Annotated in this window: 10 protein-coding genes; 2 read left to right on the top strand and 8 right to left on the bottom strand. The window is 60.4% G+C overall.

Going from position 1 to position 13,030, the window contains the following annotated elements; genetic code table 11:
* Positions 1–182: 182 nt before the first annotated feature.
* The 5 genes from BM438_RS25115 to BM438_RS25095 form a co-directional block, all read right to left on the bottom strand.
* Positions 183–458, bottom strand: coding sequence for a hypothetical protein (locus BM438_RS25115; RefSeq protein ID WP_093639722.1), 276 nt, complete (start codon positions 456–458; stop codon positions 183–185).
* A complete protein-coding gene (locus BM438_RS25110) occupies positions 458–2,851 on the bottom strand; it encodes a DUF6531 domain-containing protein (protein WP_093639474.1) in 2,394 nt (797 codons plus the stop codon). Before BM438_RS25110 ends, BM438_RS25115 begins: the two co-directional genes overlap by 1 nt.
* 640 nt (positions 2,852–3,491) lie before the next feature.
* Positions 3,492–4,913: an HdeD family acid-resistance protein gene (locus BM438_RS25105; RefSeq protein WP_093639471.1), complete on the bottom strand. Its 1,422-nt coding sequence runs from the start codon at positions 4,911–4,913 to the stop codon at positions 3,492–3,494.
* A 167-nt stretch (positions 4,914–5,080) separates the two neighbouring features.
* Positions 5,081–5,431: a hypothetical protein gene (locus BM438_RS25100; RefSeq protein WP_093639468.1), complete on the bottom strand. Its 351-nt coding sequence runs from the start codon at positions 5,429–5,431 to the stop codon at positions 5,081–5,083.
* 253 nt (positions 5,432–5,684) lie between these two features.
* A complete protein-coding gene (locus BM438_RS25095) occupies positions 5,685–6,608 on the bottom strand; it encodes a recombination-associated protein RdgC (RefSeq protein WP_093639465.1) in 924 nt (307 codons plus the stop codon).
* A gap of 291 nt (positions 6,609–6,899) precedes the next feature.
* On the opposite strand from BM438_RS25095, the gene BM438_RS25090 reads away from it, so the two are divergent.
* A complete protein-coding gene (locus BM438_RS25090; RefSeq protein ID WP_093639462.1) occupies positions 6,900–7,220 on the top strand; it encodes a hypothetical protein in 321 nt (106 codons plus the stop codon).
* Between the two features lie 52 nt (positions 7,221–7,272).
* Here the strand turns inward: BM438_RS25090 and BM438_RS25085 are convergent, their stop codons facing one another.
* Together BM438_RS25085 and BM438_RS25080 are read right to left on the bottom strand one after the other, a co-directional pair.
* Positions 7,273–8,202 (bottom strand): glycosyltransferase family 2 protein, encoded by a 930-nt coding sequence (locus BM438_RS25085; RefSeq protein ID WP_093639459.1) that lies wholly within the window; start codon positions 8,200–8,202, stop codon positions 7,273–7,275.
* A 16-nt stretch (positions 8,203–8,218) separates the two neighbouring features.
* On the bottom strand, positions 8,219–9,508 hold the full coding sequence (locus BM438_RS25080; RefSeq protein ID WP_234487654.1) for an O-antigen ligase family protein: 1,290 nt from the start codon (positions 9,506–9,508) through the stop codon (positions 8,219–8,221).
* On the opposite strand from BM438_RS25080, the gene BM438_RS25075 reads away from it, so the two are divergent.
* Positions 9,486–11,021: a glycosyltransferase family 9 protein gene (locus BM438_RS25075; protein ID WP_211706056.1), complete on the top strand. Its 1,536-nt coding sequence runs from the start codon at positions 9,486–9,488 to the stop codon at positions 11,019–11,021. The two genes, BM438_RS25080 and BM438_RS25075, sit on opposite strands and share 23 nt — an antisense overlap.
* Positions 11,022–11,077: 56 nt before the next feature.
* Here BM438_RS25075 and msbA read toward each other — a convergent pair whose 3' ends face one another.
* Positions 11,078–12,871, bottom strand: coding sequence for a lipid A export permease/ATP-binding protein MsbA (msbA, locus tag BM438_RS25070; RefSeq protein WP_093639453.1), 1,794 nt, complete (start codon positions 12,869–12,871; stop codon positions 11,078–11,080).
* Between the last annotated feature and the right edge of the window lie 159 nt (positions 12,872–13,030).

Below are 13,030 nucleotides of genomic sequence, written 5' to 3'. Positions count from 1 at the left end.
GAGATTCATACTGCGCGAAGCATCCGTTCTGGAGACATCCGGCGGCGCGCAGCCCGCACCGCCGGACGGTGTTGATAAGAGAACAGTTCGTACTTTTCCCACGGCCTCCGTCCGGCCCGTTCCTGTTCCCTCGGTGCTATGACCAAAAATCGGTCGGTCATGGCACTCAAGCATCTAACCAATTACTCTTTTGACGGCCTGTCTATTGGATGCTGCGTGACGGTCAGGTATTGTTTGAGGTCGGGTCTGCCCAATGCAATCACGTTAAGCATTGCAACTCCAAGCTGTCGCGCCAATTCGTCGTCAAACTTGAACTCCTGATCGTCCACAAAAAACGGCACTTCCATAATTCCGCCCAAGAGCGGAGCCAGTCTGACTGAATCTACAGCTTGCATGATCAACTGCTGAGGATCTTCGGTGTAGGTCAGAACCACGGAATACGGCGGATGCTTAGCCATCAATAGCCCCTGCATTGTTGATATCTGTCAAACGCGTTCTCTAGACACAGCCGCCAGTTTCGCTTGCCCCTTGGCCCGGCTAACGCAGCGCACGCATCCCTGTCGTTCTCGTATTTCGCATAACATGCACTTTCGCGAGCTTCCCTGCCGCCGCACCTTACCATTCCATCACCACCGCTTCCGGCTCCAAAAAGAGCGCTATAAAGCATTGACCTCTTCGCAGCGCCGGTCAAATCCGGCACAAGAGCAGGATAAGGAACTTGCGACTGATCGCTCAGCATCAGTTCCGTTGTCTCGCCCCAATTCGGCAGTGAATCACTCAGCTCACCACCATACAGCGTCACCGTCAACTTGGCTTTCCACGCCACATAACATTCAACGCAGATATCCGGAACGAAGGCTCCAGAATCAGACTTGACTCCTGTGAGCATAGGCGGCGGCGCAACCGGGTCATTGCCCAACTCCCAGTTGGTCAGCCATACACCTAGCTCAGCGTCGCTGATCGGCTTCCACCAAGCGCCGTTGGTCGAGACCTTCGCCGAATGTGACGACACAGCGCCGTTCGCACCGTACTGATAGTCGACCGCCAGTACGCGGGCGAGTCCGCCATTTGCCAGACTTGCCGGTTCGCTATACTGAAAAGACTTTACGCGACCACGCTCATCGTAAGCAATGCTCGCCTGACCGCTGTTACCCGCTATCTGAGTTGCGCGGTTAGCAGCATTACGCTCAAGCGTTCGCATCGTCCACCCCGACACGGTGTCCTTTGTCGTCGCTATGTTGCCCTTGACGTCGTAGGTATAAGTCCAGTCCTCAAGCTTCAGGCCGTCCTGGATGACAGTGGCTGACAGAAGGCGGCCCGCATCGTCGTAGCGTGCGCCGACTGTCATCTGATTACCCGTCCCGACCGCTTGCAGTCCCTGTTCGCCCGTCAGGTCAGTAGTTGCGCGCTCCGCATAGCCCGTGACGTTGCCTCGCGAGTCATAGACGAACGCACGGACTTTGCCCGGTGTAGCGACCAGATGCGGACGCAGTGAGCTGTCATCGTTGTACTCAATCGTCGTTACTGTCTTCTTCCCCGCAACTGTCGCAACCGCCTTCGTTGGCCGGTTGGCGCTGTCCCACGTGTACTGGGTATTTCCATCCGGGGTCTGTCTCTGCTTCAAATTCCCCGCTGCATCCCACGTGCGCGATACCGTGCCGCCCGGTGTAGCAATTGAACGAGGGCGCCGCGTATCCAGAACATCAAAGGTGTACGTGCTCCTGCCAGCCATGTCGCTGAGCGTCGTAAAGCCGGGACCGTAGCTGAGCGACACGTTACGCGTCGTGTCGGGATGACTGACCGAGCTTGCACGTCCGTTGGAATCGTAGGTCCACGTTGCAACCCGCGAACCGGATTCGTCCTTTACACCGGTCAATGCGTTTGGAAAGCGGGCGTCCTCGTACAGATACTGACGGACGTGCCCATATGGCGCAGTTACCGAAGCAAGATTGCCCTTTCCGTCGTAAGCATATTCCGTAGGCATTCCCAACGGATCTACCAGGGTAACGATACGGTCGTTACTGTCGTACGCCACACGGATTGACGTCGCGGTTCCAGCTATTACGTTATCTGCTGGCCACTGGGCGATCACCGACAACCGCTGCTTGCCGTCATACATGACCTTGCGGATCACACCCGTACGGGTCGTTTCTGAATAGAACTTGCCGGTGGTATCCGAGTAGGCTTCTGTCGTACCAAGCAGTTCGTCCTTCAGGTAGAAGTATCCGTCGCCAACTTTCGTCAGCTTGAGCCAGCGATTTCCTGGCACGACCCACGCTCCGCCAATCCATTTGAACATCAGAGCTTGCTGGTCACCCCGATAAGCAACAATGTGCGGCACGCTCGCGTTGGCCCCAAGCAGATCGAGCCTACGTTGCCAGTTGTTGACCCAGTTGCGGCCCATTACTGACTGCGTGGTGTCGTAGGGTGTCGAGAGATACGTGCGTTTAAAGACGAGGGGGAGCGTGTCGCCGCTCGCAAAGTCAGCCTCGGAAAGCATGACAATGCCCTTCGCCGGCAACACCGGGTCCGCCACCGGGCAGGAGTCGTCGGACTGGGGTGGAACCGGTACGCCGCCGCAATAGTCCCTTATCCAATCCGAAGCATTTGGACAGTTGTAGTAATTTATTGAGTTATACGGATCGTCGTCGCCTGTAGACATTGGTGACGTTCCTGCGACCTGGATAGGACAGGTCGGAGCTCCAGGAACCCCGAGCGATTTCTGATAGGTCTGCATGCATTGCATGTAATCAGCCGCGTTGGCGCCAAACGCAGCCATGAACAGCACGAATGCAGCAAACAGGCGTGTGGCCGTCCCTGCTAGATTCTCGGTAGCTCTTTTGTTTTTCATAGTCATCCTTATTGGTTTTACTTGGTTGACACCCAAGCACCCTATAAGGAGGATTCCACCCCTCGCTATCCGACAATTCCTAAAACTGTGCCTCCCTTATCCCTGCACAAACGTCGCCTTCAAGCCCCCTACACAATTCGTAGGGAGTTGCGCAAGAGGCCGTCAGTCATCAACGCGTCGCAGAGAAAAACCAGAACGTCAGACGCGGGATATTCGTACGTCAAAATGAAGTGATTAATCGCCGACACCCAAACTCGGGGCGACCGGAAGTGAAGAGGCAGGGCGCGTAGCGCACGCCCGTAGGGGAGATAGGTAGCGCAAGAAAGCGCTAAGAGACTAATCGCGGTACAAACTGCGATCTAAAAAATCAGACCCGCGAAAAACGGGCTAAACCTCACGGGCTAGCCGTCCGAACGGCGACCTCAAAGTTATCCCCAGTTTCTGTTCGCAAATCTGTGTATAACTATCCGGCAAAATCGGCAAGCTATTGATACGCCTGCTGTTTTTACCGCCACGTCGAAGTTGGGCAGACTAGGCCTAGCCGTGTCGTGCGATGGTTGTGGCTGAGTTGCGGCTCAATCGCCGCTGAGACCGCATCTCGCCGTCAAATCTCCCACGCCGCACATCGGCGCCAAGCGCGTCAATCACGTACCGCGCCCGTGGCATGCCCGGCCCCTGCTTCCTGTGCAGCCGGCGCACTGCGTTCTTCCTCGCGCCATTCCTGCCGCGAACGCACCATTCTGCGCACGGCGAGCCGCGCCATCTTCACCCAGCCCGACGGACGCGGGTCGGCCAACATGCTGAGCGCGCGGGCATAGTCGAGCGTGAGGCCCGGTGTCCACGCCATCGTTGCGGCGCGTTTGCGCAGTTGCGCGGCCACCCACAACTCCGGCGTCGTCATCACCCGCAGAAACGGCCGCCAGCCGCCGAGGTTGCCCCACACGCGCGCCGACGCGCCCTCGATCGCCGCTTCCAGTGCGCGCGATACGCTGCTCGAGCAATTGCGGTGCGTCAGGTTGTAGGTCGTGTCCTGACGATAGGTGTCCCAGAAGCGGCGCAGGCGCGCAGGATCGTAATTGCGTATGCGCACCTGAACCGTGGACGGACACCACGCTTTCGATTCGGTCGGGTAATCGGGCTGAAATACACCGGGCACATCGTTCTCGCGCGTCGCGCGCAGCAACCGCGCAAAATCGTCGGGCGAACGATCGATTTCGACGCCCGGATACAAGCTGATGTAGATGCCTTCAGGCGATTCGAGCGCGGCGTGCCCGGTCGATATCACGCCGTTACGATCCACCGCCGCGATATAGCGATCAACGATCAACTGCCGCCGCGCCTCGCCCTTGGCCGAGCCGACCGGCGTCCACACGTGCACCGTCAACGCGTCTTCATCGGCGCTGGGCGGGCCGTCCCATTCGACCGCGCTCAAACGGCCGGGCGCGACCGTACTCGCCGCAGAGTTGGCTGCATCCGCGCTTGCATCATCCGACGCCACCGCGGGATTCGACGCGAGACGCCGCACGCGTGTACTCAGCAAAATCATGTTCCAACCGCCGAATATCAGACCGAGGCCGAGACAGTACGGCACGGTGCCCACATAGTGCGTCGGATAAGGTTGATAGAAGAAAACCGCCAGCGCGATTTCAACGCCGCCGCCGATCATCGCGAGCCGCCAGGTGCGATAACGAACGACCTTCGCCGAGACGATCTGCAGCAGACCGTCGGCGAGAAAGAGCGTGCCGAAGATCATCGACAGAACGAAGTTGCCGTGATGATGGCCGGCGAGAATCAGCGTCGCTGCAAAGCAGAATGCAATGCCCTTCACATAGCGCAGCGTGCGTTGGCCTCCCATGCCGGTCCAGGCGACGGTCAGCGTGGCGAGCCCTTCGAGCAGCAGCAACAACGCAAACGGCGTAATCGGGAAATAGAGCGCGCTATCGAGTGCGTCGATGAACACCACCACGCCGAGCACGAGGCTCACCCAGCCGATCAACTGCAACGAGCGCCAGCGCGTGCGCAGGTAATCGACACCCAGCAGGATCATAACCAGTCGAACCATCGCGAGCTCTCCGTGATCGATGCCTTGATGATCGCAATCTTAACCATATTCACGGCGCTGGCGGGGACGGGTCCGGTGTAGCGGTAGTCTGCGCGTGGTGGCGCATTCACGCAGCGCCGCTTCGCGAATGCATCGCGCATCGACACCACACGATCGCGGCAAGATCCTCAGACGTACTTGTGACGCTCATGCCGATGCGCCTTCGACGGACGTGCGTCGCGCTTGCTCGCACTCGCGGCCGCATGCGGTTCATCATCGTGCGGCGTGACGCGCGGGGTGGCATAGAGACCGTTCGGCAACGCGGTAGAGCTTTGCGGGGTTGCCGCGCTTTGTGGCGCAGTCGATAAATGTGCAGCGGGCAACGGCCCCGTTGCGTCGTCGATCACCTTCTGCAATTCGTCCTGCGCGTACGCGGGCAGCGGCGTGGATGGATACGTCGCATTGGCAGCCATGGCAGCGGATGTGATGGAGACGGCGCAGGCAAAGCCGAGGGCGATCATCAAGTGGGCGATTTTCATGTCGAGTCCTGGTCAGGATGACGCGACCCGCATGATGGAAAGCGTGGCGCGCGTCAGTGGTTCGGAAGGTTCCTGACGGCTTGCACCGTCAGCACAAGCAGTGTGACGGCCGGGACATGAAGGGTAAATTTTATTAAGTCGGATTCAGATAGCCATAATCTGGCTTAATAAGCGCCGGCGCGCAGCATTCTCGACGCGCCGGCCTGCAGCGGATAAACGCAGCTCAGGCGAATGCCACTCAGGCAAACGTCATTCAGGCAGCCGCGGCTTGCGGCATTTCCACGCCCTGCTCGCCACCCAACGCGTCGAGCAGATCGCACAGCATGCGGTCGAGTTCGGCCGTCATCAGCGTGACGTCGGAATCGAAGCGCTCGTCGTCGTTCTGCGCGGTGGGGTCGCTCGCTTCCTTGAGGACGTCGAGCGGCGCGATGCGCTTAATGATCAACGAAGGCGTCAGCACGAACGACACGCGATCGTTCCACGTCATCGCGAGACGCATGCATTGCTTGCCGGCTTCGATATGACGGCGCATATCTTCGGCATCCAAAGTATGTCCGACGTAGCGTACCGTCGCGTTGCCTTCCGTCGGCGAGCGCAATTCGGTGTCCTGGTCGAGCGTGAAGCCCGCGGGACCTTCACCGGAAAGCAGCCATTCGGTCATCGCCGCAACCGGCGATTGCGTGACACGCACGGTGCCAAGCGGCAGTTGATCGATCGACTTCACCAGCAGGCCGCGCACTTCGTCGGCGACCGCTTGCGAGCCCGCGTCGATCACGAGCCAGCCGTTTTTGGTATCGATCCACACGCGCGTATCGCGGCGGATGCTGAAGGCGCGCGGCAGCAATTCGTCGGTCACCTGCTCCTTGAGTTCGCGCATCTGCTTGCGGCCAGGTTTGAAGCCTTGCTGCTCTTCGAGTTCGAGCGCACGTGCCTTGGTTACTTGCGTGACGACCGAAGCCGGCAGCAGTTTCTTTTCGGCGCGAAACGTCAGCAGCATCTGGCCATTGAGCGAATACACCAGCGAGTCGTTGTCGCGTGGCGACGCCCAGCCATGGCTTTGCATCTCGACGCTGTTGCCAGGCGCAAATGCGTGCGGCGCGAGCCATTTCTCCATTTGTTCAGGGGTGACGGACCACGGAGCGGGAAGACGGTGCAACTGAAGGTTTTTGAACCACATTGGCGGGGGTCTTGTATGGGCAAAGCGCGTCATTCTATATGACGCGGCGAAGATGGCGCGGTCGGGCGCGTACCCGTACGCTCGGCGCCGATACAGCGCCACTGCAACGAGGATTTTCAAGTAAAACCGGAAAATCTATTAAGCGACAGATCGACTATCAACACGCTATAACAGCGCGAACAACGCGATGTGTGCAAACCATAGTGGTTTAGCCTCATCAGTCTTGAGGCGCACTTTGCGTTCAAATCATCTAGACTTTTTGGGAAGCGCACGACAAAGACGGAGGCGGCCATGGCCGATGAAACCGCACCTTGGCAGATGGTGGAATACGAGGGTTTCGAAATTCACGTGGCGCCCTTTCCGAAAAACCCGCCCGACGAAACGAAGCCGTCGGCCGCGCCGGATCACCGCTGCACGTATGTCGGTTACGTGTGCCACCCGGGCGCCGACCCGGCCATCCCCGGGCACGCGGTGGCGTTCCATCCGGATGGCGAAGAGAGCTTCGCCAGCGTGGAAGATGCGCTCTACGAAGGGGTGCATGTGGGTCGCAGCATTGTCGACGGCACACACCCGGATTTGACGGTGCTGCCGCTGGTGACGGGCGGAGTCTAATGCGCGCGACTTGAACAGCGCGCGCCGCGGCGATATTGCCCGTGCGACAGGATTAATGCCCGTCGGCCTTGTCGTCCGGCTGCTTGGCGAACGACGTCATGAACGTCAGCTTCGAGGGAAGATCCGGCTCCCAGCCTTCCAGGTCCTCGAACGGGTAACGGCCGAGTGCATACAGCACGCGCTTCACGCGGCTTTTGAACGGTGCGCGCGGCACGTTGGGTAGTGAGCCGGGCGCGGCGGAAGCTGTCCGCCGAATATACTCGCGATCGAAATCACGCTGCGAAATACCCCACTTCATCAGGAACTCGCGGCCACCACGGTTACGGCGAATCCGGCCGGTCGATTTGCAGCCAAAGTGATAGATGCGGCTCGCGCCGACCGAGCGAAACACACGGCAGCCGACGAGCCACAGCTTCATCAGGAAGTCGTTGTCGCTGCTCATGCCCGGGCCGAACTCGATGCTGTAACCGCCCACCGCATGCCACAACTGGCGGCTGATCAGCATCGGCTGCAAAGCGACGCCGTCGAGGTCGGTCGCCCTCATTCCGGCGCTGTACGCGAGTAGACCTGCTTCGTCGAAATTCTCGGGGCCCGTGCCGAAGTCGGCCGTGCTCACATTCGCACTGCCGGTCGGCTCGATCAGTGCCGCGGACAGATACGCGCACGAATGGCCAAGCCCGCGCAAGCTCGCTTCGAAGGCGCGGTCCCAGCCCGGCGTGCAAAACATATCGTCATTGAGGAACAGGATCCAGTCGCGCGTGGCGAGTCGCGCCACATCGTTCAATGCGAGACAGACGCCGATGTTACCCGTGCTCCATGTGTGCAGGATGCCTTCCGAGCGGACCCATTCAAGCGTGCCGTCGCTGCCATCGTTCACATGCACGATGATTTCGTGATCGAACGCCGAATGACGGCGGATACTGTCGATACACAGCTTCAGGTACGGCAGGTTGTTCCAGCTTGGGATCAGGATGCTGAACATGAGGTGATGACGATTCTCATTGAATGGGAGTGCGCGGCGCGCTGGCGGCGGCACGGTCCGCCTGCCGGCCGGAATGGGCGACGCTGACGCCATTCCTGTCCGCATACGCGGAGGCAGCCGCAAGGATCGCGATGACCATGGCGTAGAAAGATACGGTCATCTTCAGATCGAAGGTTTCGACCGTCAGACCGAAAATCCAGAAAGCCACGATAAACGTCAGTCCCATCAGCGCGGCCCGGCTCGCCGGGCCGGCCGGCGCGGCGAGCCGCCGCCAGAACAGCGCGCCCGGCACGACGTAGACGGCCAGCACAGCAAGACCGCCGATGACGCCGTAGTCGGTCATGTAAGCAAGCATCTGGTTATGCGCTTCACCTCTGCCCAACTCCGCAGCGACAGGTGTGAGCAGCCCCGAATTGGCAAATGACTGCATGCTGTTGCGAAAGCCGTCACCGCCGAGACCGAGCAGCGGATGGCTCGCTACGATGCGCGCCGCCGCCTCGTACAGCTGCAGACGGATACCGAGCGACGTGTCCTTGTTGCCATGTGTGTATTGCACCAGATCCGACGAAAGATCCCCGACGCGGTCGCGGGCGGTCGGCGAAAACACGTACACGCCGACCAGAATCGCGACGATCGCAAGCGGCAACAGCACGTTCCACTTGCGTGACTTGCCGCGACTGCGCAAGTAAAGAATCATCGCGGCGACCACCGGGATCGCCACCCACCCGCCACGCGAGCCGGTGATCAGCGACGCGGACAATCCCGCAAAGAGGCCTGCCACCTTGACGATGCGCACAGCCAGCCGGTCCTTGCGCCACCAGTTCAGCGACAGGATGGACAGCACGCCCATTACCAACGCGATATCGCCGAAGTGAATCGGGTTCAGAAAAGTGCTGCTGAGCCGCCCGAAGCCCCAGTCACGTGGCGCGATCAACAGGATGCCGAGCGACATCAAACCGGCGAGCGCAAACGACAAATCGCTCCACGCGAGCAAGTGCGGCAAACAGCGGCGCAACACCAGGAACAGCGGCGCGGCGGCAAAGAAACGGGAAGGCGAATCGAGTGTACTGGCCACCACCGTGCCGTGCGACACGCCGCCGAGCAGCACGGCAAAAAACGGACACGCCATGGCGACGCACAGCGCGATATCGACACGGTCCCACTGGAGCGGCGGCAGGCCGGTCCAGGATTTCGGCGAGGCCAGCAAAGCAAGCGAAATGACTGCGGCCGCGATCGACAATGCACTGCCGGCACCGTGTATCAGCAGGGTGGCCGACGGATATGTGAGCAGGAAGAACGCTGGCAACAGATTTCGTGAGTTGACACTCAGGGAAGATTTTTTTGCGGGCGTCGACATGTCTGATGAATTTAGCCGGCCGTTGCGACAACTGGCGCGCGCAACCGGACATTTTGGCCTCGCCATTGTACCGGGTTCCCGCTCCTATCCGATTATTAAGCACCGGCGCCCCTGCCGTGGGCAATCACGCTGGCTTCGAGGCGTTGCCGTCCGTAAGGCACTCTTGCCCGAGAGCGTGCAAGAGTGTGCTGTACCATACGGGCCACACGCTCCGCCGCGGCGAGTGGCCGGCCTTGGTGCACCGCACCGCAACGTCCCACCGGCAGAGAGACCCCGAATTTTCCCCAGCATTCGAGCAATGAAACGATTAATGCGCGCGCTCTATCGCAGCGCACCCGCCGCCGTGAAAAGACTCGTGGACACGGCCGTCAGCCGCTCCACCCACATCCCGTATGCGGGCGTGGCGCACGAGCCCGACGTGTTCCTGCAGAAGACTTCACGGGCGAATATCGTCAAAAAGTACTTACACAAGCATCTGCTGCTCAAATGGCACGGGCAGACGCGCCTGCAACTCAGAAACGCCGCCGGGGTCAAGCGCTTGCTGTGGATTTACACCGGCAAGCGCAATTTTGGCGACGCGACGATGGACATGTCCGGGCGGGCGCTGCTGAAGGGCAGCGAATTCGAAATCGACCTTTTCACATTGCCGAACCTGCACAAGCTGTTCGGGGAGGACGATGTCTTCAAGAACGTCTTTTCCAACTTACCGGATCTTTCCAATCGCCAGTACGATGCGATCCTGATGTCGGAGTACAACCTGCCGTCGATCAAGCTGAAGACGAAACATTTCAACAAGCTGCCGTACGCGTGCCTATTCCAGTACTTCTATGGTCCGGACCGCAATCAGACCACCTTCAGCCATGCCGCGATCAACCACGTCTTCTCGCTCGGCTACAGCGACGGCGAAATCGTTTCGATGAGCAAACCGTATCTGGCGGCGAAGGCGCGCACCCACGATTCGGTTCTCCCACTCCTGCCGGGCAACCGGTTTCTGGCGTTTGCGGTCGGCGGGATCGATGCGAACCGCACTTACCGGCAATGGGGAGCGCTGTTCGAACTCATCGATTGCTCGGACGACCGGAACATGCCGAAGCAGATAGTTCTGCTTGGCTCGGACAACGGGGTCGCAATAGCGGATGAATTGTTGAACCGAGCATTCGGCACGCTAAAGATCACGTCATACGTCGGCAAGCTGACGTTGCTGCAGTCGCGCGAAATGATCGCGCAGGCTAGCCTCTTTGTGGGGGCGGACGGCGGCTTGATGCACATCGCGCACTCCACGCCGACGCCGAGCGTCTCGCTGTTTTCCGACCGCGAACCGCCCTATCTGCGCCTGACCGAACAATGCCACTCGATCGGTATTCAGAGCAGCGGCGACGTGGATGAGATCGCGCCGGCCGACGTCATGAGCGCCATCGAAACACAGTTGGCCACGGTAGCCAATCGGGCTTACTCCGCTTAGGCGGCGAGTGGCGCCGCAGACGCAGGTGTCTGCGACGCCAGCGCACTCGTCAGGATTTACGCTGCGTCCTGCTGGAACTGGATGCGATGCAAATGCGCGTACAGCCCGCCTTGCGCCAGCAGTTCGCGATGGCTGCCGCGCTCGACAATACGCCCGGCATCCATCACCAGAATCCGGTCAGCGCGTTCGATGGTCGACAAACGGTGCGCGATCACGAGCGTGGTCCGGCCCTTCATCAAGGTTTCCAGCGCCGCCTGTACGTGGCGTTCGGATTCCGAATCCAGCGCCGAAGTGGCTTCGTCGAGAATCAGGATCGGCGCGTCCTTGTAGATCGCGCGCGCGATCGCCAGACGCTGGCGTTGACCGCCCGAGAGCATCATGCCGTTGTCGCCGACCAGCGTATCGATGCCGCTGGGCATCGCCTCGACGGTGTCCCACAGGTTCGCCGCGCGCAGCGCCGCCTTCACCTTGTCCGGATCGGCCGGCTGGCCATAAGCGACGTTGTTCGCCACCGTATCGTTGAACAGCACCACGTCCTGGCTCACCATCGCGATCTGGCTGCGCAGCGCGTGCAGGCCGTATTCAGGCAGCGCGACGCCGTCGACCAGAATCTCGCCGCCGGTCGGATCGAAAAAGCGCGGCAGCAGATTCACCAGCGTGGTCTTGCCGCTGCCCGAAGGGCCCGCGAGCGCCACCATTTCGCCCGGCGCCACCTTGAACGACACCTGGTCGAGCGTGTGGCGGCCATGCGTGGCGTTGCTGCCGTAGGTGAACGACACGTCGCGGAATTCCACTTCGCCGCGGGCCCGGTCAAGCGGCTTGCCGCCGCCTTCCGGTTCGGAGGGCTCGTCGATCAGGCCAAAAATCAGCTCGCACGCCGTCATGCCGCGCTGCAGTGGCTGGTTCACGTCCATCAGGTGCTTGAGCGGCGAGATGATCAGCAGCATCGACGTAACGAACGCCACAAAGCCGCCGACAGTAGTCTGATCCGACGACGACTGCACCACGGCAATCGTAATCACCACCGCGAGCGCAATCGACGCGAGGAACTGCGTCAATGGTTGCGCGAGGCCGCCGGAGACCGTCATGCGCATGGCGTAGCCGCGCAGACGCTTGCTCATCGCCGTGAAGCGGTCCGTCTCGTACTGCTCGCCGTTGTGCACCTTGACGACCTTGTAGCCGCCCACCGTCTCTTCGACGATGTACGACAGTTCGTTGGTCAGCAGTTGATGCTCGCGGTTCAGGCGCCGCAAACGGCGGTTGATCTTGCCCACCAGCCAGCCGATCCCCGGCAGCAACACCGCGACGATCAGCGTCAGACGCCAGTTCAGATAAAACAGGTAGCCGAGCAGGAACACGACTGTCAGCGAATCGCGCACCAGGGTCACCAGCACGCTCAACAACACGTTGAGAATCTGGTTCACCTCGAAGACGATCGCATTGATCACCGTGCTCGCGGTTTCGCGCTGGAAGAATGCCACGCTCGTGTGGATCATGCGGTCGAACATCTTCAGGCGCAGATCGAGCAGGATTTTGTTCGATACGTAGGCGAGCAGATAACCCGATGCGTATTGCGACACGCCGCGAATCAGCGCGAGGCCGATCACCGCGGCCGGTACAAACCACTTGGCGTTGTCGTTGGCATGCGCGCCGAAACCCTTGTCCAGCAGCGGTTTGAGCAAGGCGGGGATTGCCGCGTCGGTACCGGCGCTTACCGCCATTGCGACGATCGCGCCGACCACCACCCACAACAGCGGCTTGATATATGGCCACAAGCGCCGGAAGACGACGGCAGGCGACGATGCCTCACCTGAACCGATGGGTTTGCTTAACGTAGGCTTCGCGCTCAAGGAATCCTCTGGGAATGCGGGACAGCATCCGTGCGGCGGGCGGAATGCCCGCTGCACGTAAAATTAAATACGGCATTGTAAACGGTTGCGGATTGCACGGCCGGTAGTGTGAATTGGCCAGATTCGACCGGATTCACGGGTCGCCAGCCGCCGGCGGCC

Origin of the sequence: Paraburkholderia aspalathi (genome assembly GCF_900116445.1) — a bacterium.
In the GTDB taxonomy this organism is placed as follows: Bacteria; Pseudomonadota; Gammaproteobacteria; order Burkholderiales; family Burkholderiaceae; genus Paraburkholderia; species Paraburkholderia aspalathi.
Note: the sequence above shows the minus strand (reverse complement) of the source record. Positions and strands in the feature narration are given on the sequence as shown.